The organism is Alteromonas sp. R7, from assembly GCF_055755235.1.
Genome location: NZ_JBVTQX010000008.1, coordinates 92,963 through 118,100 on the forward strand (window position 1 = coordinate 92,963; position 25,138 = coordinate 118,100).

A 25,138-nucleotide genomic window follows, 5' to 3' on the forward strand; every position below is an offset into this window, starting at 1 on the left:
GAGTTAGCAGGATGAGTGCCAACTACTTGTCCAGTTGGTCAACTTTTAACCTCTTCTTAAGTTGCTGAATTATAGGGATAAAAATATATAATGTTGTTCTTATGTTGTTATTTTTATGTAAATAAACCTAATCGCATGAATGCATGCACTTTTACGGTGATTTTTAGCGAGCTTTTGCACTAAAAAGAGCAGAGGTTACGCCCGGTTGTCCGTCTATACTTAAAATGGATGTCGAGTGTGCTGAGTGCTTAACAGCCTCATGGTTTACAAAGGCTTTTTCATTGAGTACTTTCGGCGCCCTACGGCTACTTTCTGGCTTTGGGTTGTGAATAGGCTCGTAAGCAGGGTTGTCCTGAGCAACGCCAGTGCTGCTTTCAATTTTTTGTGCACTAGCGTGTGGGGAAGCAAGGGGCTTTTTTCCAGGTAAGGTTAAATCAAGGATGACGGCGGTAAGGCCGGCCGAGGTTACTGGGGAAAGTAAGATATTTTCAAGCCATGAAGGCAATTCAGAAAGGGCTTCTGGTACCATCATTACACCAATCGCCATACCTAGCGCACACGCTGTCACCAAACTACTGCGCCTATCAAGTGCGTAGCTGGCTAATAGCTTTAAGCCACCCACGGCCACCATGGCAAACATAACCAGAGTAGCACCGCCAAGAACTGGCTTGGGAATAGCCTGCAGCACACCACCTACAATGGGGAAGAACCCAATAACAACGAATAGCGCTGCAACAAAAAAGCCGACCTTACGGCTGGCGATGCCGGTTAATTGGATAACCCCGTTATTCTGGCCAAATGTAGTATTTGGAAAGGTGTTGAACATGCCAGCAAGTAACGAATTAACGCCGTCGCCCAAAATCCCGCCTTTCACTCTTGCAAGATAAATCGGACCGCTCACAGGCTGCTTACAGAAAAGGCTATTTGCGGTTAAGTCGCCGGCCGTTTCTATTGCACTAAACAAATAGATGAGCGCGATAGGTAAAAAGAGAGTGATATCAAATGCAATGCCAAAGGCAAAAGGGGTGGGGATCGCTACGACAGAAAGCGCAGCAAGGCCGCTGAAATCTAATCCTTTTGTAATGCCAACATAGGTTGCGCCAATTGCCATACCAATAAAGATGGCGCTTAAACGCAGCCAATGATTTGTTGAGGCGTTCAAGAAAACAATAATGAGCAACACGCCAAGGCCGACGGCTAAGTTTTCTGTGCTGGCGAAGTCAGCCGCGTGAAAGCCGCCCGCAAGGTCAGTCATGCCTACGTTTATCAAGCTTAGCCCAATAGCGGTTATCACAATTCCTGTAGTTAATGGTGTAATGATACGTTTGAGTTTATGTACAAATAGACTAAACACCACTTCGACCATGGCACCCGCCATAGTTAATCCAAACAACAAAGACAGAACATCCTCGGGTGTTCCTCCATCCGCCTTGACCTGATTTCCTGCCAGTATCAACGCGCTAATAAACGCAAAACTGGTACCTTGGATGGCTACCAATCCACTGCCTACCGGGCCTATACGCTTTGTTTGAATTGCCGTGCCTAAGCCGCTTACAAACAAGGCCATACTGATAAGATAAGGCGTGTATTCAGTAAGGCCCAGTGTTGATGTAACAATAAGAGTCGGCGTAATGACACCGACAAAGCTTGCAAGTAAATGCTGAAATGCCGCGGTAAGTGAAGGAAGAAATGCCGGACTATCATGTAAATCGTAAAGTAGTTCGCTGTGATTTGAAGACATGGTTATTTCCTTGTTATTTCCTTGTTATTTCCTTCATTGGTGCAGACCGAGGCGGCAAACTCGCAGATGAAATCACTGTAGCGTTCCACGTTGCTGTTAAGAGGTTGTACTTTGCTGTTTGCAGAAGGTATTTGGTTAGCGTTTTCCGCTATTAAGGCTAAAAACTGTGTTAGATCTCGGTTTAGCTCAGTAAGTAGTTGCTCTTTTTTCTCGTCTTGTAAAAAGCTGTACTTGATACTGTTTTGACTTAATGTAACTAGCTCACTCCAGCTTAGATTGAACTGGGTAAACGCCAGGTAATATTCATCTGTGAGTGTGGCATCCCACATCCCTCGGTCGTCGGTTGAAAGTGCAGTGGGTACACCGGTTCTTAAAAGTTGAGGAAAGGGATGAGCGCTCAAATCATCGATGTATTCCAACTTTAGGTTTGAAATTAAATTGGTTTCAATCAAATAGCGGTTATGGCGCATGAGCAAATACGTTGAAGGATCTTTTAGCAGATTAATGCCATGGCCTATTCGCTCTGCGCCTAACAATAAGGTGTCGCGAATATTGGTATCTGCATGCTCAGATTCACCTGCATGAAAGGAGAGGCGAATGGCTGGATATTGAGCTCTAAGTCTCGTTATGGGCGCTAAAAAGCGCGTGGGTTGACCTCGGGGATCGTCCTCCCTGCCAACCAAATTTATCCCTACATACCATTTTCTATTGGCGTCTACGAATTTGAAGATCCAGTCTAGTTGAGCTTCAATGTTGTCAGTAAAACGAACCAAGGCATATTGAAAACGAACGGTGACACCAGTAGCTTTCGCTGGTTCGCTATCGAGCATGTCTGTAATAACTTTGAGCGCTTCAGCAGGGGGAAAGCGGCTCCCATCTGCGCGATTCATAAACCTAACGTTCATTTGCGTTTCTAAATAGCGCACATTTTCTTGTTGATACAGCTGCATGTTTCTAAGCAGAACCTGCGCTGTAATATAGGGGTTTTGAGTAAGCTCGCTTAAACGCTGCCAGTGAAACTCAAAAAACTCCTCTCGACCTTCTTCTGGCTTGTCAAGTTCAACACTATGGATAAACGCTTCTTGTTCTTTGTTACTTAGGGCATTCAGCGCTTTATATTGCTTTTGCTTACATTTCGTTAGTTTAGAGTGGGTAGTGTTAGAAATAGTATGAAACAACGGCGCCGAGTCACACTCGCTATGATTTATCTTAGTGAAGTACTGATAGCCGCCGTTTAGTGCTTGATTAGTTGCTAGCTCATACCACCATTTGCCGTACGCCGAGCCTGATAAGTGATGGTGCAAGTCACCGCCTTTTGGAAACTGTTTAAGTAGTTGATAGGTCTGTGAATCGGTCAATGACTGAGTATATTGCTTAAACCAACTGTTTGCGTCTTCTTCAGTAGGAAAGGGGCTTGCGGCGGAATAAAGACCAACAAAGGATAAAGACAAAATGAACAGGGTTCGTACAACAAATGACATGAGCAATTTTTCTTAGCAATAGTTGCTCTATGGTTGCAAGATATTGACCAGTTGGTCTGCTTGGTGATGTGTTTTTAAGTTGTTGTTTTAAAGTGTTTTTTATGTAGATTTGGGTCAGGATCAAATAATTAGGCAATTCGTAAGCCCCATTTTGGTGCCTAAACAAAAAAATGCGCTAAATTAGCGCATTTTTTCAGAGCAGTGCGAACGGTCGTTTTATAGGGCTACGCCTTCATCTAACGTCACAAAAATTGAGTGGCGTACTTCATTGTACATTGCGCGGGAACAATGGCCTTCGCCTTCTGTGTCTTCTAGCAATAGTACGTCACCTGCTCCAAACACGTGGCGTTCACCGTTAGACACCGTAAATTCAGCACGCCCTTTAATTATGAAAAGGAGTTGTCGCGCCGGCGCTGGATGCCACTTAAAATCATAATCTGCAGGCGTTTCGCGAAAAATGATCTTATCGGCTCCAAATTTTTCTGAAAGCATGCCGATGGGACCGCCGTCTTTTAGCGCAATCTCCACTTCGCCAAAGTGACTTTTGCCTGCTTCATCGTTGTAAATCCTTGTTATTTTCATTATTAACCCTTCATTGAAACTTTACTGATTTAACCATTACGTATGCTTGAGCTTGCTAATGGTTTTATAAAGTACTGACAAACTAGCGGCCACGTCATCAATGGTAATAGATTCTGCAGGGTGGTGACTTATTCCGCCCTTACAACGTGTGAATAGCATGGCCACAGGGCAAATATCAGCAATAGCCATGGCGTCATGACCTGCGCCCGAGGCAAGTACCCTCGGCTCAATCCCGCTTTCTTTTACGCCTCGAACTAGCGCTTCTTTCAGTTGGCTATCGCAATGTACCGCGGGCGCGCTGTGGGTTTGCTCCCGTGTTAGCGTTATTTGTCTTGCATGCGCAATGGCATCAAACTTTTGCAATATTTCTGCCAATACAGAATCTCGCAATTCATCATCTTCGCTTCTGATATCGAGAGAAAAACGTGTGCGACCAGAAATGACGTTAACGCCGTTTGGCGCATTTTCAATTTTACCTACCGTGGCTACAACGCCCGGACGCTGCAAGCTTATGCTCTCTACAGCCAATAGCATCTCTGCACTTGCGCACAACGCATCTCGTCGCATAGACATCGGCACAGTGCCAGCGTGACCCGCCATGCCTTCTACTGAAAAATTAAAACGTTTTGCACCAGCAATAGCACTGACAACGCCAACAGGCAGATTTTCTTGCTCTAAAACAGGGCCTTGTTCAATGTGAAGTTCTATGTAACCCAAAATGTCGGTACGGGAAATAGCGGCACTGTTTACTGCGTCGAAATTAAGGCCGAAGTTCGTCATGGCTTGCTCTAAGTTCACGCCATTTTCATCTTTTAGATGACGCCATTGCTCTTGCCACTTACCGGTGAGCGCGCGGCTTCCTAAAAGGGTGGTGCCAAATCGCGTGCCTTCTTCATCACAAAAACCCACAATATCGATATGAAAAGGGAACTTGGTTTGCGTGCCGTCAAACATAGCGACCAGCGAAATAGCGGCGACCACGCCTAGCATGCCGTCGTACTTTCCGCCGTTAGGCACAGTGTCGAGGTGGCTGCCTAGAATTAATCGCGGTGCGTTGGGCACGCTTGATGTATAGCGCCCCCATATATTGCCAACGGCGTCTTGCCAGGTGGTCATTCCGGCTTCAATCATCCACCCTGAGGCGAGTTGATTTGCAAGCTTGTGTTGTTCGGTCAAATAGCGCCTGTCTAAACAGGCTGGGTCCTGGCTTAAGGTGCCTAATGTTTCGCACCTTGCCATGACTTGCGTAGCTAATTCAGCAAATTCTGCGAATTCACCCATTCGCGACTCCCGCCGCTTTAGCCTTAGCATAAACGCTAAGCGCAGCATCTACCCCTTTACCCGCAGGTAGCGCAAACCCTTGCATACGAAGCACAGTTTCAAGGGACTGGAGGGTATGTAACACGGCATCTTCTCTGGCGTTATAGCCCATAGTGCCAATGCGCCAAATTTTTCCTTTTAGCGGACCAAAACTAGTGCCTATTTCAATGTTAAAACGCAGAAGTAAGGTTTCGCGTACCTCTTCGCCATGAAGACCCTCGGGAATATGAACACCTACAACATTGTACATTTTGTGTTTCAGGTCGCCGAAGGGCTCAAGTCCCATGGCCTGAATACCGGCTAGCATGGCGTCGCCCGCTACTTTGTGACGAGCAATCACGTTCTCCTGGCCTTCTTCTAAATGCAGGCGCGCGCATTCACGGGCGCAATAGAGCATACTGGCCGCTTCGGTGTGGTGATTTAGTCGCTCCTCGCCCCAATAATCCATGATCATGGGCAAGTCGAAGTAGTTAGAACGAATTTTAGGGCCACGCGCAGCTTCATGGTGAGCATCGCGAATGCCGGCTTCAACGTGGTGACGGGTACGCACGGTTTTAACAAACTTGTCGCTTAGTGTAATAGGAGCACTGCCTGATGGGCCTCCTAAGCACTTTTGCAGGCCAACTGACACCGCATCTAATTTCCAAGCATCAACGTCTAGCGGGTTCCCACCTACTGACGCTGTTGCATCGCAGTAAAACAACACATCGTTTGCTTCACAAATCGCGCCAATTTCTGCAAGCGGTTGCAGCATGGTGGTGGACGTATCCCCTTGAACAATGGCAAGCAGTTTTGGTTTTACGTCTTTTATCGCTTTTTCAATTTGTTCAGGCGTAAACACTTCGCCCCACGGCACTTCAATGGTGTGAACTTCAGCGTCGGCGCGCTCTGCAATTTCAGCAAGCAAATGCCCAAAACGCCCGAAGATAGGTACGAGGACTTTATCGCCTGGCTCAATTGCCGATACCAATACAGCTTCAATTCCAGCGCGCGACGTACCGTCAACCAAGAAGGTTTGCTGGTTTTTCGTATTGAAAACATCGCGGTAAAGTTGCATCACCTCGTTCATGTAGCCAGTCATTACAGGGTCATATTGACCTACTAACTGGGTAGACATGGCGCTTAACACACGGGGGTAGCAGTTAATTGGGCCCGGGCCCATTAGCAAGCGAGGCGGCGGGGATAGTGGAGCAAACGTTCTGTTAGAAGCTTCTTTAGACATGTGGGCACTCCTAGATAAGCACTTGCGCTAGCATGCGCAAGCCAGTGATGATGAGAACAACGGCGAAGATTTTCTTAAGTAAGCCAGCGTCTAGCTTGTTGGCTATGCTTGCTCCGACAGGCGCAAATAACACGGTGAGTGGAACAATGCAGACAAACCCCAGCAAGTTTACATAGCCGTACGTAGCAAAGGGCGCATCAACAGGAGTGGAACCAACAAATAGCAGCGTAAGCGCCGCTGGAAGCGAAATAATTAAACCGACTGCAGCAGCGGTGCCCACCGCTTTGTGTGCTGGGTAGTTACAAAATGTGAGAGTCGGCACGGTTAACGTACCGCCACCAATGCCTACCATAGAACTGAATAGCCCAATGCAGGTTGCCATAATCGACTGACCCGCGCGGCCCGGTAGCCCTTTAAATAGCGCGTCTTTCTTGCCAATAAGCATATTAATGGCAGACAAGGTTGCAATAATGCCAAACAGTAAGGTAAGGAACGTCGGGTTAACCGCCGTCACCGCATAGCTTCCGGCAAGCACGCCAATTAGAATGAATACTGCCCACGCTTTTAGCAATGCAAAGTCTACATTGCCTTTACTGTGATGAGCACGAATAGAGCTTACTGAAGTAGGAACGATGGTTGCCAATGACGTGGCCGTGGCTATAACCATTGCGCTCTCAGGTGACACACCAAGGGCTTGGAACAAGAAAAACAGTACCGGCACAATAACAATGCCACCACCTACGCCAAGCATTCCTGCTAGTATGCCTGCGAACACGCCTGTTCCCGCAAGCGATAATATAACCGTTAGGTTATCCATTAAAAACTGCATGTGATTTCTTTCTCTTTAACGTTTATTGGTTTAACTATTTGTCAGTGCTGCGTCTTAGCCACTGCGAATAAACTAGCGGTGTCCAAGGTAGGCTTTGCCGTCACTTCTTGGGTCGCTTGCGCCACTCACTGTACCTTCTGTGTCGCGAATGATTGCACCAGCATGACCCATGAGTTCGTTGCAAGGATCTACCGTCACCATATCGTGGCCCCGTGCCAGTAAGCTCTCACCTACATACTCAACTAAATCTCGCTCTGCTTTTAAGTTGTGACTCTGATCGCCCCATGTTCTACCAAGTAGCCAACGGCCTAGGGAAATTGCTTTGGCGATAGGTTGGCCGTGGTACACATGACGAGCAAACAGCGCCGCTTGGGTTTGAGGCTGACCTTCACCACCCATGGTGCCATAGCTCATTCGTCGACCGTCAACAAGCTCAGCGAAAGCGGGGTTAAGTGTGTGAAATGGTTTTAAGCCTGGCGCCAAATATTGGTTACTGTTTGGATCGAGTGAAAACGAAGTGCCACGGTTGTTCCACACAATGCCTGTTTGCGGGCTCACTACGCCCGAGCCGAACTCCCAGTAAAGTGACTGTATGTAGCTCACCATTCGGCCTTCAGAATCGCAGCAACCCATCCAAATAGTATCGCCGTGCTTGGCTTCATGGGGCCAAGGAAGTGCTTTATCTAATGAGATGTTCTTCACCATTTCATCAAGCACATCGTCACTTAACAGGCTTTGAAGACTAACAGGCGTACGAGATGGGTCGGTTACGTTCGCGTTACGCGCAATAAAAGCTTGTTTTGTGCACTCGATAAGTAAATGCACCATGTCAGCATCGGTGCTGCCCAAATGCTGAACTTTGTCGTACAGGGCTAAAATAATGAGCGACGCCACACCTTGTGTGGGCGCCGGCAAGTTATAAAGCTTGCCTTTGCTGGTGGATACTGACAATGGCTCAACAATTGTCGCTTTGTAATTATTGAAATCTTCAAGACGAATAGGAGAGCCGGCTGCTTCTAAGTCTTCAGCCAGCTGTGAAGCTAACTCACCGTGATAAAAATCATCTAACCCTTTTTCTGCTAAACGCTTCAAAGTTTCAGAGAGCTTTGTTAGCTTTAAAATTTTACCTTTTTTAAGGGCTTTCCCCTTAATCAAAAACTGAGCGAAATTTTCATCCGCACTTAGCTCGTCAAAGGTTTTGTTGCTGGCATCCACCAAGCTCTGGGTAACTTCAATCCCCCAGTTAGCTTGACTGATCGCCGTATCGAACAATGTACTTAACGGTAAACCGCTTTGCCATTTGTGACTTAATTCAAGCGCGGCTTGCCAACCAGCAACTGCGCCTGCCATGGTTAATGCTGACTTTCCGCCTCGACTCGGTATGGCATCGCTACCCTCGTAGAAAGAAGGTGTCGCGCCCTTTGCTGCTACGCCAGATGCATCAATGCCAATCGGCTTTTTACCAGGTTCACTGATTAGCCAAAATCCATCACCGCCCATGCCATTCATGTGCGGGTATTCAACCGCGATAGAGGCTGCAGCAGCTACCATAGCTTCAATAGCGGTGCCGCCTTTTTCTAATATGTTTAAGCCCACTTGCGATGCCGCAAAGTGAGGGGCAGTAAACGCTATATTTGGTTTTTCACTCATTTTTAATTCCTTCAAAAACTCGGCAACCGCGCAGTCAGGTTAAGCCCAAATCAGGCAAAATGACGGGCGCTTAGGTCTTACTTCCGCTTTCTAGTTTCAACTTGAATGCGATAGGGCGCTAATGCTTTTTTTAAGTGCAACTTAAAAAAACAGGCGCGCTTTACACGTTTAGCGAGTGGTTAGCTTTTTTGCTAACGCGAGAAGTGCAAGATCGTTGCCTTTTTTGCCCACTAGCGATAATCCGCATGGGGCGTTGTGTAGGGTAAACAACGGCAAATGAAGTTGGGGTAATCCCGCAAGCCCAGCTATCGCCGTGAGTGCGAGCAGAGCGTTTCTATCATTTGCCAGCGTTGTTTCATCGGCATCACATCGAGGTGCTACACCGGGTGTCGTGGGAATAATCAATACATCTATTTCTTCAAACAGCGTGTTTAAATGATTGATTACCACAGATTGTTGCGCTTTAGCTTGCTCTACTTCTTGCGTTGTTATGGTTTTACACCAATTCAAGCGCAACATTATATCTTTGGCGATATCGGGTTGAGTGTATTCAATCCATTCGCCGTGTTGCTGCCATATTTCATTGCCCTGTAAGGTACGAAAGGTAGCGGCAGTTTGTAAGGTTTTTAAATCTAGCTGTGTCTCTGACAATACAATACAGTCGTTGTTATCAGCCAGCGCTGCAAGCCATGTTTTGCACAGCGATTTGTGAGCGGCCTGCTCAAATAAATGCGCTGCTATGCCAAATCGAGGCGAACCTGATATTTCACTTTGTGTTGCGCTATCTATGCAGACATTGGCAACTTTAGTCAGCGTGTTTAGGTCGCGTGTCATCCAGCCCACGGTATCAAACGACGGGGCAAGTGCCACCATATTGTCGCAGGCCACAACGCCGTGCGTGGTGCGAAGCCCCCATAACCCTTGATAGCTAGACGGTACGCGAATAGAGCCGCCGGTGTCGGTGCCAAGCCCTATGTCGGCAAGGTGCGCGCTAACGGCCACCGCTGAACCTGACGAAGAACCACCAGGTATATGAGCTGGTGCCACTGGATTTACCAGTGTTTCGTGGTGCTTATTCTGCCCGTGTAAACTGTAGGCAAGTTCATCAGTGATGGTTTTGCCTTTGAACGCGGCACCCGCTTGAAGCATCTTTGCTACGCAACGATTTGTGTTTTTCGGAATCGCGTGTGTGGCTAACCAATCAGGATTTCCTGCTGCGGTTGGCAATCCTTCAATGTGAAACAAATCTTTTACTGCCAGACCTAATCCGCTAAGCGGCAATTTACTTTGACTTTTTGCCTGATTCAGCGCTTTTCCTGACGCCGAAAATGCGTCATCTTTAACACTACCGTCAAGACTGAATGCGATTTCTAGGTTTTTAATTGCCTGTGTGAACTTGGCATCACAGGGCTTCAGTACAAAAGGAGAGCTCACAGCGCGTTACTTATTCGTTATTGTTTCTTTATTCGTCTTTAGATTAATGAAACAACTGTTTCATTAAAAAGTCAAGAGAAACGAACGTTACTTCATTGGGCATTTTAGTACGTACATTATTTTCTGTGAGTTACATAATTGGTAAAGCGCTGAGTAAATCGTTAAAAAACACTAAATAAGTTGCTAAAAGCCTTGAGGGTTTTGCTTTAGGAATGCAATTTCTTCTGGTGTCGACTCGCGCCCTAAAATTCGGTTGCGGTGAGGGTAGCGGCCAAACATTTCAATTATCTGTTGATGGCGCTTTTCAAAGGTGAATTCTCTTTCAAGGCCTTCTTGTGAAAATAGTTCCAATGCGACGTCGTGGATTGCGAGTGATTCACTATGCATAAACGGCATATACAGAAACGCGCGCTGCTGCGGTGTAAGTACCTTATCGGCTTCAACACTTACCGCTTCTTGCGCAAGAACCAAAGCCATGCTGTCTGCACTGAATGCATCTTTGTCATTGCGATGAATATTTCGCGAGAATTGATCGAGAAGAATTATTTCGGCAAGACGACCGGTAGCCGTCGCTCGCCAAGGCCACAACTCGCCCTTTATGGCTGCTGCGCGCAATTTTGAAAATCGCGAAGTGATCGTTTTATCTAGTGCTGCATCTTCCTTAAACCACTGCTCTGGGGAGAGTTCTCCAAACCAAAAGTCTAGCACACCGTTAGCTTCTTCCATGACTACTTGCGTTTTATCCATATCAACTCCAACCACACGCTTTTAGCATTGAAATTAAATTAACAGGTACGTTTTTATGCATTAAAACCCAAAATAAGCGTTGTGAATTAATACTTATACCCATTTTTAAGCGCTTTAGTTCCCTTTACGCTTGCAAAATAACAATTCTCTGCTATCCGCTCTCTTTATAGTATTGCTTAAAAAGTGTTCTGTGGGAAGGGTTAACGCTTTGGACTTTCTAGTTCATCCATTTGAATGTAGATGTCAGTAATAGCGTCGACGCGGTCTGCGGCCTGGCTTCCTAATACTTCGTAGGTAAGGTTACACAGTGATGCAACCAGGCTCATTGGAGCCGCGTAACTATCAAAAGGCGAGTCACTGCCAATGTGGGTAACCAGCAGGTGGTCGACATCGTGACGATATCCTTGGCCCGTTGGATCGGTAATTAATACGGTTTTACAGTGTTTAATGCTATTTAAAACAAACTTGAATTGACGGGTTCTACGACGAAAACCAAAAAGTACGACAAGATCATTTTCGGTTAGGTCGATAATATCTTCACTAAGTGTTTGACCGGGCTGAGGAAGCACACGGACCGACGCACGAATTTGTTTGAGCTGCTGCCTAAAATGAAGTGCAATGGGGTAGGCGTTTCTAAAACCAATCAAGGTGACCTGGCCTGCTGATGCCAGCAACTTAGCAATATCTGTCAACGCCTCTGAGGAAGTGCTATCAAATGTATTGGCCAAATTCTTACTATCATTCTCATGCTGAAGTACACCACTTGAAGGGCTTACAACAGGCACGCCTTGCTCACGTAGCTGAACAAGCGCCTCCTTAGCTTGCTGGTGCGAGTCAAAACCCAGCTGGCGAAAGAAGCGACTGACTGTGGCCTTTGACGTCCCCGTTTTTTCTGCAATTAAAGAAGTAGATTGACTTAATACTGCGATAGGATTCTGCTGAATATAATGCGCAATAGCCTTGCCCGAAGGGGACAAAGAGGCATAGTGGTTTTCAATTTGCTGTAAAACGTCGCTAGGGCTACTTTTTGTCATTGGTATCGCCTTATACATCTTATGCAATTATTTCACGACTTTTGTGCGATATACAAACACTACCTGAATTCAACGCGTTCACGTACTTCAAAATAGGTTTTTCGAAGCCGATTATTGAAGTAGAACACTATAATGAGCGTTGTTGCTTATTACTAAAAAACGCTTACAAGTTTCCACTGCTCTTAAAAAACCTTATCTATATAGAGAGTTACGAATGTGCAGTAAAGCATAGGGCTAAAGTAGCACTTAATTAATCACTCATGCTTTGCAAATTGGCACTACACTTTCATAGACATAAACCGTAAAAATTCACAAAAGTGTCATCGGTTGGTAATTATCTTGTTGGTTTAGCATCGATTCTAGTTAGTAAAAACGTTTGGGGAATCGATCAGCGAACCTAGCATGATCGAGAGAAAGAGGTGAGTTGTGGCAAAGCTGTGGTCTGAATTGATCTTGCTCTTTGTGGTGATTCCCTTTGCCGTTCTCTACTGGATAAAGCATTTTGCAAATTATCTCATGCCTATTTTAGGTGTTATGGGACTTTGTTGCTTAGCTATCTTGTTAGCAGATAAGCAATTTAAACGCATTAAATTGTGGCATTGGGAAGACTATCGAACGCATTTAAAAAGTACGCTAAGGTTATTTTTGCCTTGGGCGAGCTTACTGGCGCTGGTAGTTTACTTTTTTAAACCGGAATTGTTCCTACATTGGCCTATGAACCAGCCATGGATGTGGGTAGCTACATTATTGATTTATCCGTTAGTGTCGGTCATCCCGCAAGAGATCATTTTTCGAACGTACTTTTTCCACCGTTACAAGCGAATACTGCCTTCGAAGTATGCAAGGTGGGCCTTAAGCACTTTTTTATTTGGTTTAGCCCACTTAGTGTACGGTAACTGGATTGCTGTAGTCATTTCTTGGATTGGCGGTGGCATTTTCGGTTATCGGTATATGCAAACTAATTCGACGCCCGTGGTGGTTATAGAACACGCTATATGGGGCAGTTTTTTATTTACCATCGGGCTGGGATCTTATTTAGTTATCGCGTCGTAGTTATTTGTATTAAAAATCGAAACACATGAACGCCAAGGAGTGAGGTGATGTTCAGTGCGCAACAAATATTACAACCCTCTATTTTAAATAAGCGAGCGGGGCTTTCTTTCCCACAAACCGACAGCGAACCTTTCATACAAACTTTGCTTCAACAAAGTGACGAAGGTGGCGCAATAAGCAGTTTATCAAGTGCACAGTCGCTACTCTCTCAGCTTTGGGAGAACTTTGTTTATCGATTACCGGGGTTGGCGCTAGGCTTAGTTATCATGGCGGCGTTTATCCTTTTAGCGCCATATATTGCCAAGGTTTTAGTTAAACCGTTAACCCGTACGACCACATCTCCACTGCTGCGCTCAGTCATTCAAAGAAGTGTCAGTTTAGTCTTAATTTTACTCGGTATTTATCTATTTTTGTTCTTAGCTGGGCTCACTGGTTTTGCAATCGCGGTGGTGAGTGGTACAGGTGTGGTGGGGCTTATTCTTGGTTTCGCCTTTCGCGACATCGCCGAGAACTTTATTTCAAGCCTACTGCTTACTATTCAACGCCCTTTTAGGATAGGGGATATCGTACAAATCAACGATTTCACCGGCATCATTCAGAAAGTAACGGCACGTGCGACAACGCTGGTGGATTTTGACGGCAACCATATTCAAATACCTAACGCGACTATTTACAAAGGGGTAATCAAAAACCTTACGGCCAACCCGCTAATGCGAGGTCAGTTTGTTATTGGCGTGGGTTACGATGCTGACATACAACACGCACAGCAGATGGCGCAAGAAATTACGTCAGCACAAGACAATGTGTTAATCGACCCTGAACCGCAAATTCTTATCGACGAATTAGGCCCCTCGACCTACAACATCAAGGTTTATTTTTGGGTGGATGTAGAGAAAACGAGTGTACTAAAAATGGCGTCGGTGCTGATGCGTAAAATCACTCAGGCCTTCTTAGAGGCGAATATCAGTATGCCTGATGATGCGAGAGAGCGCATTTTCCCTGAGGGTATGCATATTTACCAGGCTTCCGAGAAAGACGCTTCAAGCGCTCGTCCTTCTGAAAATGAAGCAAATGAGTTAAGTGAAATAACTACAGGCCAAAAGAACGTAAAAAGCTTGGATAGCGAAAAGAATAGTGGAACCACAGAAAATCGAAACGAAAGGTCAAGTGCTAAAGGGGCTGGAAATACGCGTCCACAAGAATCGAAAATTAATGATGATGTGTCTTCCGAAGCCCATGAGATACGAGAGCAGGCTCGGAATTCGAGAGACCCTGAGGCAGGAGAAAATATTCTTTAACATTTGTTATGTGAAGGATTATTGGAATGTGTCATTTGCCCTCTTTTCAAATCTAGAAGGGAACCGAACATATTGAACGTGCTGCAGCAAAGCTGGCCAGAAGTGAGGAGATGTTCAGCAAAAGCTGGGCTTGTGGATTTGCTCGTCGCGCTATTAAACAGGCGCGACGGGCGATAGATTACATCTACCAAGGAATCCTTGCCATAAGTTGACATGCGCTTTCATGGCGCTGCTGTATTGGTTGAATCCGTCTTGTGACTGTTGCCTGATGTAGCGTTTGAATTCCTCGTGAAGCGACGGCTGCGCAAGCCAGTCTTCCCACAATGGGGCTAGTTTGTAATGGTATTGATTTACCAAACTTCCTACAGGTTGTATTTCCTCAATAAAAAAAAGATAGAATACATTACGCAATATTTTTGCTTTGTCGCTAGCGCGGCCTTCTGGGCAGCTTACAGCATCAAGCTCGGTTTCAAGCATATCCGTAAGCAATGAGAGGTTTTGCGTTAAGGTTTGTTGTGTATGCCAAAGTGTAGCGGGTAACCTGGCTGAGCGTATAATTTTTAACTGTTGTTCAAGCTCGCTGCTCTCAATAATACTCTCACTATTATTTTCATTCGTAGCCTCTGTTTCTGTATCGCTCGATGCTGTATTGGAAGAATACATATCGCTCAAGAGCAATTCTTTGTTACTTAAGCTGTTGATGTAATAAAGCGCGTTTACGCTAGAAAGTGCATCTCTATTATTTTCAACTGAGAAAAGACGTTCAGGTGTGTTAAGCGCCAGACGCAACTCTTGGCTCCCTTGGACTAGGTTTGCCCACGTTTTACTGTAGTCTTGTGTCTTTTGTTCACGCCACGATGAGATGGTTGCTGCCAGTGCCGCGTTTCTCTGGTTAGACTCGTTTTCTTTCGTGAGCGCTGCTTCACAGCTTCTGAGTACATTAAGCAGCTTGCTCTCATAAACAAGCCGCTGTGATGGCAGCTGACTTTTTCCTAGCGACGTATTGCGTTCGGCAACCACTGTGCCTAACTCACAATCTTGCAGCGCATAAAACTCACGCAGGTTTATATTCACGCCCTCAATAGCGTGTTTAAGCGTGGCGGAGTCTGCAAGTTTGGGAAGCGGGGTGGTAATCTTATCGTTAAACGAATCGGGGAGGGGCGTATCGAGTACACGCGAGAGTCGTGCGGCGTAATCGTCAATGCTTTGCTTTACGGTACTTCCGCCAAAACAGCCTAGCAAAGCAAACATGGCAACGCTGATGACACCAGCGCGGCAAGCGTTTCTTAGTTGTGAAACTTTTGGGTGCCATGGTTTTACTAGGGAAATATTCACGCGGAGGCTCCAGTATGAAGTCCGCGCCCGCCATCGACATAAATGATTTGTCCAGTGATGTAAGGGGCCGATGCCAAGAACGACAATGTTTTAGCAATATCATTTGGTGTACCTAGTTCACCCAGTGGAATACTCGATATCAGTTTGTCTTTTTCGTCCTCGTCCATTTCCCGTTCTGGCCACAAAATTGCCCCTGGCGCAATACCATTTACGCGAACGTTGGGGGCCAAGTCTATAGCTAACGATTGGGTTAGTGAGGCAAGACCGGATTTAGCAATCAGGTAAACACTGTGTTTGGGGAGTGGACGGTCGATATGCATGTCGACCATATTGATAATGCAGCCTTTACTTACCGCTAATGCTGGTGCCAATGCTTGTGACAAAAACAATGGCCCCTTCACGTTACTGCCTATCAGAGATACCCAGTCGTCTTCTGAAATTTCGCCCACCGGAGTGGGGTAAAAACTAGAAGCATTATTTACTAAAACGTTTATCTGACCCCAAATGTCTAATGCTCGTTGCCCAAGTGCACTTACTTCGTCTGAATTACAAAGGTTGGCTTGGAGACAGGTGGCAGAGTCCTCCCGCTGACTATTTAGCTTTTCAGCCAGTGCAAGTGCCTCTTCTTTAGAATGCCCATAATGGATAATAACGCGATAGCCTTCGCTATGAAGCTGACACGCCATGGCGGCGCCAATTCGCTTTGCTGCCCCGGTAATGAGTGCTACAGGGCCTGAGTTTGTCATAATAAAAGCTACTCTCTATTTTAAATCGACTTATATCTATTTACAGTTTGCGGTGCTTTCTTTCTTAATCCGCAGGTAAAACGGCTGATGGGCAACAAATGCAAGCGAATTTGTTTGTTACATCAACGCTTGTAAATGTCATCTATTATTTGTTTGGCTTGCGTAATGTAATGCGCGCCGAATAATAACCCGTGATTTAAAATATGGTAAAGCTGGTAAATTGGTTTTCTTAATCGGTAATTTTTTTCAATTGGGGTGTGTTGATGGTAACCCTCAAAGAATGATTGGGGAAAGCCACCAAACAATTCGGCCATGGCAAGGTCGGTTTCCGCATCGCCAACATACACAGCGGGGTCAAATAACACCGGTCCTTTTTTATTAAAGCCTGCATTGCCAGCCCACAAGTCGCCATGAAGTAGTGAAGGGTGGGGTTGATGTAAGCTCAAGAGATGTCTTATTCGAGTAATAATATCGTCTATATTGCCATCTTCGCTTTTCCATGTACCAATTGATGCCAAGCGTTCTAGCATACTACCAATCCGTTTTTCTGCAAAAAAGTCAGCCCAAGACGCCATTCTTCCATTGGTTTGTACACTGGCACCAATGTAATTGTCATGCGGCCATCCATAGCTGGTGTAGGCGTTAACCGAATGAAGTGCAGCGAGTTGCTGTCCTAAAATGAAATAGTCATTATCAGTGGGTTCAATAAATCGAACGTGAGAAAGTACCAAATATTCCATATTAGGCGTTTCATTGGCTGTAATTCCATGGCAAATGACTCGCGGGGTAGCAATGGTTTGCGTGTTAGCGATGGCCGCTAGTCCTTCGGCTTCATGAGATAATTGCTGAGTATCATCATATTTGCGGGTTTTAACAAAGTAGCGATGGGTCGTATCTTTTATGATGTAACTTTCGTGTGTATCTCCACCACTTACTCGTTCGGCTTTTTGGCAGCTAAAAAACTGCTGGGTTTCATCTGAAATATGCTCGCTGATAAAATGCCACATATTGCACGCTCTGCTTGTTTTAATGCTTTTTTCAAGGCGATTGGAGTGTTGAGTGACTACTTTCCTATGACACAGTAGAACACCAGCGAAGAGCCAGTCCAGCAACCTTTATCGCCTTACACTAAAGTATGGGATAAAAACGGTGAAATGCATAAATTCCTACTCAAAATCTTCCTAAACGAAATCAAACCTTCACAAATTAGCCAATAAAGGCTTTTCGATATTGAAGTTGCCCCTACACTGGTTATAATCCACAACTTGCTTTAATACTGAGAAAACTCAGTAAGTTCGACCCGTATACAGTTTTGCAGTACCAATGCGCTGTATTTTTATGCTGTACTTTAGTCGCTTCAAATAAAGCAAGTTTCGAGTGCTATAAAGCACGATTAAATTTTCAAAAATATGCATGTGGCGCAGAGTAGGCGTCACCACTGTAAAGGAATTAAAATGCCTGTAATTACCCTTCCTGATGGAAGCCAACGCGCTTTCGATAACGCTGTTTCTGTACTAGATGTTGCAAATGATATTGGCCCTGGTTTAGCCAAAGCAACCATTGCAGGAAAAGTAAACGGTGAGTTAGTTGACGCCGTTGATATGATTGACGCGGACGCACAACTTCAAATTATTACTGCAAAAGACGATGAAGGTTTAGAAATTCTTCGTCACAGTTGCGCGCACTTGTTAGGTCACGCTATCAAACAACTTTGGCCTAACACCAAAATGGCTATCGGCCCTGTTATCGACAACGGTTTCTACTACGATGTTGATATGGAAGAAAGCCTAACCCAGGAAGATTTAGCTAAACTAGAAAAGCGTATGCTTGAACTGGCTAAAACTAATTACGACGTGGTTAAGAACAAAGTTAGCTGGCAAGAAGCACGCGATGCATTTGAAGCGCGCGGCGAAAGCTACAAAATGGAAATTCTTGATGAGAACATCAGCAAGGACGACCGTCCAGCACTGTATCACCACGAAGAATACACAGATATGTGTCGAGGCCCTCACGTGCCAAACATGAAGTTCTGCCATCACTTCAAACTGATGAAAGTGGCAGGTGCTTACTGGCGTGGCGATAGCGACAACAAAATGCTTCAGCGCATTTACGGTACTGCGTGGGCAGATAAGAAGCAGCTTAAATCTTACTTACAGCGCTTAGAAGAAGCTGAAAAGCGTGACCACCGTAAAATTGGTAAAGCCCTAAACCTTTTCCATTGGCAAGAAGAAGCGCCGGGTATGGTGTTTTGGCACAACGACGGTTGGTCAATTTACACCGAGCTAGAAAGCTACGTGCGTAAGAAGCTTCGTGAATACGATTATGACGAAGTTAAAGGCCCATTAATGATGGACCGCTCGCTTTGGGAAAAATCAGGTCACTGGGACAAGTACGCTGAAAACATGTTTACGACTGAATCTGAAAAGCGTGAATATGCCGTTAAGCCAATGAACTGCCCAGGACACGTACAGATTTTCAACCAAGGTTTGAAATCGTACCGCGACCTGCCTCTTCGTATGGCTGAGTTTGGCTGCTGTCACCGTAACGAACCATCGGGCGCACTACACGGTCTAATGCGTGTTCGTGGCTTTACGCAAGACGATGCTCACATTTTCTGTACTGAAGAACAGATCCTAGAAGAGGTGAGTGGCTGTATTAAGATGGTGTACGAGACATACGCTGCGTTTGGTTTCGAAAATATCAAAGTTAAGCTGTCTACTCGCCCGGAAAAGCGCGTAGGTGCTGACGAGATTTGGGATAAATCAGAAGCTGCGCTTGCAGATGCACTTAAAGCTAATGACATCGAGTTCGATTATCAGCCTGGAGAAGGTGCGTTCTACGGGCCAAAAATTGAGTTTACACTGCACGATTGCTTAGACCGTGCATGGCAGTGCGGAACCGTACAGCTAGATTTCTCAATGCCAGGTCGCTTGGGCTCTACTTATGTAGCAGAAGATGGCGAACGCAAAGTGCCGGTTATGATTCACCGCGCTATTTTGGGTTCACTAGAACGCTTCATTGGAATATTGACCGAAGAATTTGCAGGTTTCTTCCCACTCTGGTTGGCACCTCAGCAGGTTGTGGTAATGAATATTACCGACAAACAAGCTGAATATGCCTCAGATTGTGTAAAAAAACTGCAAGAATTAGGTTTTAGAGCAAAGTCTGACTTGCGAAATGAGAAGATCGGCTTTAAAATCCGCGAGCACACTTTGAAGCGTATTCCGTATATGCTAGTTGTGGGCGATAAAGAAATGGAAGCGGGCGAAGTAGCAGTACGCTCTCGTCGCGGTGACGACCTAGGCAAAATGCGCCTGGAAGACTTTATTGCCATGGCTCAACAAGAAGTTGTTGAAAAGACGATTAAGTAGTTGAGCAAATTGTGTATAATGCACAATTAAGGTGTCTGCTTTTGGTTTTACTTTGGGTCAACCGACCTCCCAAAAGCAGACAAAAGAATTAAATGTTTGGAGGAATAGCACATTAAAGGCGCTAACAACAAGGCTCAGGGCGACAAAGCCCGCATTAACGATGAGATTAAAGCCAGAGAAGTAAGATTAATTGGCAAAGACGGTGAACAGGTTGGTGTGGTTTCTCTAGCAGAAGCTACTCGTAACGCAGAAGAAGCGGGCCTAGATCTAGTAGAAATCAGTCCGAATGCCGAGCCGCCAGTCTGTAAAGTTATGGACTATGGCAAATTCCTCTTCGAAAAAAGTAAAGCTCAAAAAGAGCAGAAGAAAAAACAGAAGCAAATTCAGGTCAAGGAGATTAAATTTCGCCCTGGCACTGATGAAGGCGATTACCAGGTCAAACTGCGCAACCTGCGTCGCTTTCTTGAAGGTGGTGATAAAGCCAAAGTTACGATCCGCTTCCGCGGTCGTGAAATGGCGCACCAAGACATCGGTATCGATCTACTAAACCGCGTTAAAACCGATTTAGAAGATATCGCTACATGCGAGTCTTTCCCACGTCGTGTGGAAGGCCGTCAGATGATCATGGTGCTAGCCCCAAATAAGAAGTAGTAACGGTCTAAAGTTTTAAGGAATCTGCACCCTTAAACACCTTGCTGCTAAACATTAACCGGTATGAAGTGACTGCAACACGAAAAATACCGATATTAAACAATGCGGAGTTTTAGCAATGCCTAAAATGAAAACTGTAAGCGGTGCCGCCAAACGTTTTAAGAAAACGGGTTCTGGCCGCTTTAAAAGCAAACAGTCTCACTTACGTCACATTCTGACTAAGAAGAGCTCTAAGCGTAAACGTCACCTTCGTGGCAAAAAACTGGTTCATGACTCTGATACCAAATTGGTTCAGCGCATGTTGCCTTACGTATAAGACTTAGGAGACTGATTAATGGCTAGAGTAAAACGCGGCACTATCGCACGTGCTCGTCACAAAAAAGTCCTCAAGCAGGCAAAAGGTTATTACGGCGCACGTTCACGTGTATATCGCGTAGCGGTACAAGCTGTAACTAAAGCTGGTCAATATGCTTACCGTGACCGTCGTCAGCGCAAGCGTCAATTCCGTCAACTATGGATTGCACGTATCAACGCTGCTGCTCGTCAAAATGGTATGTCATACAGCCGTTTCATTAACGGTTTGAAGAAAGCGTCTGTTGAAATCGATCGTAAGATCCTTGCCGACATCGCAGTACATGACAAAGCAGCTTTCAGCGCACTAGTCGAAGCGGCTAAAGGCGCATTAGCTTAATTATTAACTAATTAAGTTTAAGTTCTTTCGGAAAAAGGCGAGCAGGATGCTCGCCTTTTTTCGTTTTTGGGGTTCAGACTTTGTTTTAAACTTGTTTAGTCCATTGTTTAACAACGTCCTTCTAATATCCACTTGTTGAGTATCTTTAGAAAAGGCGCGCCTTCTCTAGCTTTACTCTAGTTTTTCATGCTCAAAGAACAAAAGAGAAGAGGGGCTTCTACATGTGGAATTTTAAACACAATAAAGCAGAGCCAAAGCTCTGCTTATATTCGCTAACTTAGTACTAGTGCTATTACTTTTTCTCTACACGCCCATAGCGGTCTGAAAACCTTACGATGTCATCTTCGCCGAGGTATGCACCCGATTGCACCTCTATAAGCTCTAGAGGGATTTTTCCGGGGTTTTCTAGTGCGTGTACTGCACCGATTGGGATATAGACAGATTCGTTTTCTGTTACTTACTGAGTATTGTCATCAATAGTCACATTGGCACTGCCCGATACCACAATCCAATGCTCAGCGAGGTGGTGATGCATTTTGATGGTGTATTTCAGACACAAAAAAGCGACACTGTGAGAGTCGCCTTTTCAGATTGTTACACACTAGTCTCTAATATGCGTTTTTGTTAATGAATCCATTAAATACAGTCATGAATACAATTTTAATATCGAACCAAATAGACCAGCGGTGTATATAGTCTAAATCGTACTCTACACGCTGTACCATCTTGTTCGTGGTTTCCGTTTCACCGCGCAAACCATTCACTTGTGCCCAACCTGTAATACCAGGCTTAACTTTATGCCGCAGCATGTAACCTGTGATGATCTTACGATATTCCTCATTGTGAGCAACCGCGTGCGGGCGAGGGCCTACAATTGACATGCGACCCTGCAGAACATTGATAAACTGAGGTAGTTCATCTAACGATGTGCGTCTTAAGAAACCACCTATTTTGGTTAAACGCGCGTCGTTTTTCGTTGCTTGCTTAACAACTGCTCCGTTGTCTTGCGTAGTCATAGACCGGAATTTATAAACCGTAATTTGTTTACCATCTAATCCGTAACGCTTTTGTTTGAAAATGACTGGCCCTTTAGATGTGAGTTTAACTGCGGCCGCAATTGCTAACATGGGAACGGATATCAACATTAAAATCAGACTGCTTAATACAACATCTTCAAACCGCTTCAATACGTCACTGGCGCCTTGGAAAGGGGTGTCATATACACTTAGTGCCTGTACATTACCCACGGTTTGCCAGCGAGCGTTAAGCAAGTTGTACATAAAGAAGTTCGGAATTACATAAACGTTAGCAGTGGTATCGCTGCACTGTTCAAGAATTGCACGAATGCGATTTTCTGCACTCATTGGCAATGCTATGTAGATGTAATCAACTTCGTTGCGCTTGGCCATTTCAATGGCTTCTTCAATATTGCCGAGCACAGCCCCCTGCATCTCATGAGGGAGACGTTCTGCTTCACGGTCATCATAAATACCGTTAAAGCGAATACCTAAATGTTCGTTCTGTTGTATCTGAAGAGCAACATTCGCGCCTAAATGAGTAGCACCAATGATAATAGAACGGCGTGTGTTCAAGCCGCTTTTGCGAATGCGGAAGAGAAACTTGCGCATAACAAAGCGCCACAGAATCAAAACGACAAACGAAGATGCAAACCAAAGCAATATTGCAGGTGGTGGCGTTTTTATTTCTTGAACGAAAAAGTACCCCATCGACATGGTACCGAGAACGCTTAATGTCCAAGTGATTGCAGCCGCTCTTAGCATTTCAGGCGTTCTGTGCCCACGCCACGACCGATATAACTCAACGCCTTCGGCAGAAATTTGAAAGCAAATAACGTTTACAAAAAGAAGAATTAAGCTGGTGGTATCTATCTGGGTACCGTAATACGCTGCTGCCGAATAATACAAAATCGTTACCAGCGAAAGATCAATGAGTCTGTAAATGGTTGAAAAACCGCTTTGGTTCCTGACTACCAAACCACCATTAGTATTAGACTCAACCGGGTGAGCTTTAAGTGCTTTGTTAGATTCTACTCTATTGTCCATTTAAGTAATCTCTAAGTGAAAAAGTGAAGCCTGTAGCCAAAACTAACGACAACAAAAACAGGCTAAGCCATGAATTAAGAAGAATAGCGAAGACGACTTATGGAAGTTAGGCAAATACTATGCCCATTTTTATGGGCTTAAGATGAATAATCACAACGTGCTGATTATATTCGCGTTGAAATTTTTCACGTCTAACGCTTAAGTGCTCTAACGACAGCGTATTATATGGATATTGTAATTTTATTACAAAAACAAAGTTCATTCCGTACTAATTTGGTGCAAAATGAGTAGAATACGGCGCTAGCGCTTTTCATGAACAATATAAATAAGATAGCATATACCGCATTTGCAGCCTTGGACATATAGATGCAACAATACCTAAGTATAAGTTGCAGTACTTTGTTAACTGACTGTTGAGTCAAACAATACAGAGCAAATTGACTTTCGCTCTAATGTGTTCGCTAGTAATGTTCACAGCCTAGTAAAGCAAAAGCGGCACGCCTATTGCTCGACATTGATTATCCATGAACTATTAAGGCATTCACCTTGTTTAGTTTGTAAGAATTACACATATTCCGGCTGTTTCGCGGTTTATAGCGTTTACGTAAGGATGTATTTGAAAGCGCTATATCGAAATAATGCACTGTTTTAATACACCCAAGCCATCGTAGGAAGGAAATAACATGTTAAAAAGGACCAAAAGCATAATAGCTCTGTCGGTAATTTGCGCCACACCGACTCTATTTGCCCAAGAGGCTGGTCGAATTCAAGCTGGGCAATTTGATTTGATCCCTTCATTTACGTCTTCGATGGCGTATGTTGACAACGTAGCTTATGCCCGAGATGACGATCCTGAAATTTATAGTTGGCGAGCGACTATTTCTCCAGAGTTAATTGCTGCTACACAGATTGACGGCAATCCGTTCCAAGTAGGCTATCGTTTAGAAAGAGGTGTATTTTTTTCAAGCAGCGCTGATGACTATACAGACCACTTTATTGAAGCATCAGGAGAATATGAACTAAATAGTAGGCATAGAGTTAATGCAATTGCCCAATACGAAGATGGACATGAAGAGCGCGGTACTGGCTTTTCTTTAGGACTAGGTACAGCCATCACAACACCTGACCGTTACAAAAGTACTTCTTTTGGCGGTGAGTATTCCTACGGTGCTGTTACATCAGATGGAGTAGTAACGCTAAAAGCAAACCGTGAGACGTTAGATTATGATCGAAGTGAACAAGCCTATTTGATTAGAGATCGGGTAAAAAACAAAGTCGGCGCTGAATTGGGTTATCGTATTGGCTCTGCGACAACAGCACTGCTCGATGTAACGCAAACGTTTGTGAGGTATGACAACCAGACGGGTATTACAACTAGAGATAGTGACGAAACTCGAGTTTTACTTGGTGTTAGATGGGAATCTACGGCAGCGACTACTGGCTTTGCAAAAGTGGGTTATAAAGAAAAAGATTTCGATGCCGCTACGAGAAGTACTTTCTATGGAACTGATTGGGAAGTCGGTATAGAGTGGCAGCCTATTTCATATTCTACGTTTCGATTTTCTACGAATGCAGACACTAGGGAAACCAACGGAGAAGGTAATTTCATAAGAGGTAGAGATTACACTGCGGCGTGGAATCACGAGTGGCTAAGCCGGTTAAGCTCTTCAATTAGTATAACGCGTGAAACAAACGAGTACATTCTTGATGAAGATGGCATTGAAAATAGGGATGACGAGTTGATGCGTTACATGGCGTCATTAAATTACCAGGCTCGTAGGTACTTGTCTTTTTCCCTATTCTATCAGTTGGCAGATCGTGAAAGTAACCGCGATTCAATTGGCTATGACCGAAATGTTGTAGGAATTTCCGCAGAGGTTACGTTGTGAA

21 protein-coding genes and 1 pseudogene are annotated in these 25,138 nt (G+C 44.9%); 7 read left to right on the forward strand and 15 right to left on the reverse strand.

Annotation, left to right across the window (positions count from 1 at the left end; translation table 11 throughout):
• Positions 1–163: 163 nt before the first annotated feature.
• The 10 genes from AC0J2X_RS14100 to AC0J2X_RS14145 all read right to left on the reverse strand — a co-directional run bounded on the left by AC0J2X_RS14100 (position 164) and on the right by AC0J2X_RS14145 (position 12,040).
• A complete protein-coding gene (locus AC0J2X_RS14100) occupies positions 164–1,741 on the reverse strand; it encodes a uracil-xanthine permease family protein (RefSeq protein ID WP_472996143.1) in 1,578 nt (525 codons plus the stop codon).
• Between the two features lie 2 nt (positions 1,742–1,743).
• Positions 1,744–3,222: an adenosine deaminase family protein gene (locus AC0J2X_RS14105; RefSeq protein ID WP_472996144.1), complete on the reverse strand. Its 1,479-nt coding sequence runs from the start codon at positions 3,220–3,222 to the stop codon at positions 1,744–1,746.
• A 216-nt stretch (positions 3,223–3,438) separates the two neighbouring features.
• A complete protein-coding gene (locus AC0J2X_RS14110; RefSeq protein ID WP_014978987.1) occupies positions 3,439–3,804 on the reverse strand; it encodes an AraC family ligand binding domain-containing protein in 366 nt (121 codons plus the stop codon).
• A 36-nt stretch (positions 3,805–3,840) separates the two neighbouring features.
• Entirely contained in the window at positions 3,841–5,085 is a 1,245-nt protein-coding gene (locus AC0J2X_RS14115; protein ID WP_472996145.1) for an allantoate amidohydrolase, read from the reverse strand.
• Complete coding sequence (locus tag AC0J2X_RS14120; RefSeq protein ID WP_069944090.1) at positions 5,078–6,346, reverse strand: pyridoxal-phosphate-dependent aminotransferase family protein; 1,269 nt, start codon at positions 6,344–6,346, stop codon at positions 5,078–5,080. Before AC0J2X_RS14120 ends, AC0J2X_RS14115 begins: the two co-directional genes overlap by 8 nt.
• 10 nt (positions 6,347–6,356) lie before the next feature.
• On the reverse strand, positions 6,357–7,175 hold the full coding sequence (locus AC0J2X_RS14125) for a sulfite exporter TauE/SafE family protein (protein WP_069944091.1): 819 nt from the start codon (positions 7,173–7,175) through the stop codon (positions 6,357–6,359).
• 72 nt (positions 7,176–7,247) lie between these two features.
• Positions 7,248–8,825, reverse strand: coding sequence for a gamma-glutamyltransferase family protein (locus tag AC0J2X_RS14130; RefSeq protein ID WP_069944092.1), 1,578 nt, complete (start codon positions 8,823–8,825; stop codon positions 7,248–7,250).
• A gap of 168 nt (positions 8,826–8,993) precedes the next feature.
• The gene (locus AC0J2X_RS14135) at positions 8,994–10,259 is read right to left on the reverse strand and encodes an amidase (RefSeq protein WP_069944093.1); all 1,266 of its coding nucleotides are present in this window, start codon (positions 10,257–10,259) and stop codon (positions 8,994–8,996) included.
• Between the two features lie 183 nt (positions 10,260–10,442).
• Positions 10,443–11,006 (reverse strand): DUF924 family protein, encoded by a 564-nt coding sequence (locus AC0J2X_RS14140; protein ID WP_069944094.1) that lies wholly within the window; start codon positions 11,004–11,006, stop codon positions 10,443–10,445.
• A gap of 200 nt (positions 11,007–11,206) precedes the next feature.
• Positions 11,207–12,040 carry a MurR/RpiR family transcriptional regulator gene (locus tag AC0J2X_RS14145; RefSeq protein ID WP_069944095.1) on the reverse strand — a complete coding sequence of 278 codons (834 nt, stop codon included), beginning with the start codon at positions 12,038–12,040 and terminating at the stop codon, positions 11,207–11,209.
• Positions 12,041–12,466: 426 nt separating this feature from the next.
• On the opposite strand from AC0J2X_RS14145, the gene AC0J2X_RS14150 reads away from it, so the two are divergent.
• Both AC0J2X_RS14150 and AC0J2X_RS14155 read left to right on the forward strand, forming a co-directional pair.
• Positions 12,467–13,093, forward strand: a complete 627-nt coding sequence (locus AC0J2X_RS14150) for a CPBP family intramembrane glutamic endopeptidase (protein ID WP_014976215.1) — start codon at positions 12,467–12,469, stop codon at positions 13,091–13,093.
• A 47-nt stretch (positions 13,094–13,140) separates the two neighbouring features.
• Entirely contained in the window at positions 13,141–14,391 is a 1,251-nt protein-coding gene (locus AC0J2X_RS14155) for a mechanosensitive ion channel family protein (RefSeq protein ID WP_069944096.1), read from the forward strand.
• Between the two features lie 153 nt (positions 14,392–14,544).
• Here the strand turns inward: AC0J2X_RS14155 and AC0J2X_RS14160 are convergent, their stop codons facing one another.
• The 3 genes from AC0J2X_RS14160 to AC0J2X_RS14170 form a co-directional block, all read right to left on the reverse strand.
• Positions 14,545–15,726, reverse strand: coding sequence for a DUF3080 family protein (locus AC0J2X_RS14160; protein WP_069944097.1), 1,182 nt, complete (start codon positions 15,724–15,726; stop codon positions 14,545–14,547).
• Positions 15,723–16,472, reverse strand: a complete 750-nt coding sequence (locus AC0J2X_RS14165; protein WP_069944098.1) for a pteridine reductase — start codon at positions 16,470–16,472, stop codon at positions 15,723–15,725. Before AC0J2X_RS14165 ends, AC0J2X_RS14160 begins: the two co-directional genes overlap by 4 nt.
• A gap of 122 nt (positions 16,473–16,594) precedes the next feature.
• Positions 16,595–17,479 carry a fructosamine kinase family protein gene (locus tag AC0J2X_RS14170; protein WP_069944099.1) on the reverse strand — a complete coding sequence of 295 codons (885 nt, stop codon included), beginning with the start codon at positions 17,477–17,479 and terminating at the stop codon, positions 16,595–16,597.
• 447 nt (positions 17,480–17,926) lie between these two features.
• On the opposite strand from AC0J2X_RS14170, the gene thrS reads away from it, so the two are divergent.
• The 4 genes from thrS (at position 17,927) to rplT (ending at position 21,185) form a co-directional block, all read left to right on the forward strand.
• The gene (gene thrS / locus AC0J2X_RS14175) at positions 17,927–19,843 is read left to right on the forward strand and encodes a threonine--tRNA ligase (RefSeq protein WP_014976220.1); all 1,917 of its coding nucleotides are present in this window, start codon (positions 17,927–17,929) and stop codon (positions 19,841–19,843) included.
• A gap of 111 nt (positions 19,844–19,954) precedes the next feature.
• Entirely contained in the window at positions 19,955–20,494 is a 540-nt protein-coding gene (infC, locus tag AC0J2X_RS14180) for a translation initiation factor IF-3 (RefSeq protein WP_071814473.1), read from the forward strand.
• 118 nt (positions 20,495–20,612) lie between these two features.
• Positions 20,613–20,810 (forward strand): 50S ribosomal protein L35, encoded by a 198-nt coding sequence (gene rpmI / locus AC0J2X_RS14185; RefSeq protein ID WP_012518091.1) that lies wholly within the window; start codon positions 20,613–20,615, stop codon positions 20,808–20,810.
• An 18-nt stretch (positions 20,811–20,828) separates the two neighbouring features.
• Positions 20,829–21,185: a 50S ribosomal protein L20 gene (gene rplT, locus AC0J2X_RS14190; protein ID WP_012518092.1), complete on the forward strand. Its 357-nt coding sequence runs from the start codon at positions 20,829–20,831 to the stop codon at positions 21,183–21,185.
• Positions 21,186–21,477: 292 nt separating this feature from the next.
• Here the strand turns inward: rplT and AC0J2X_RS14195 are convergent.
• Together AC0J2X_RS14195 and AC0J2X_RS14200 are read right to left on the reverse strand one after the other, a co-directional pair.
• Positions 21,478–21,735: pseudogene (locus tag AC0J2X_RS14195) on the reverse strand (cupin domain-containing protein); the annotation flags it as partial.
• Positions 21,736–21,793: 58 nt separating this feature from the next.
• Positions 21,794–23,248 carry an undecaprenyl-phosphate glucose phosphotransferase gene (locus AC0J2X_RS14200; RefSeq protein ID WP_069944100.1) on the reverse strand — a complete coding sequence of 485 codons (1,455 nt, stop codon included), beginning with the start codon at positions 23,246–23,248 and terminating at the stop codon, positions 21,794–21,796.
• A gap of 683 nt (positions 23,249–23,931) precedes the next feature.
• On the opposite strand from AC0J2X_RS14200, the gene AC0J2X_RS14205 reads away from it, so the two are divergent.
• The gene (locus AC0J2X_RS14205) at positions 23,932–25,137 is read left to right on the forward strand and encodes an outer membrane beta-barrel protein (protein ID WP_039230080.1); all 1,206 of its coding nucleotides are present in this window, start codon (positions 23,932–23,934) and stop codon (positions 25,135–25,137) included.
• The last annotated feature ends 1 nt before the right edge of the window (position 25,138 follow it).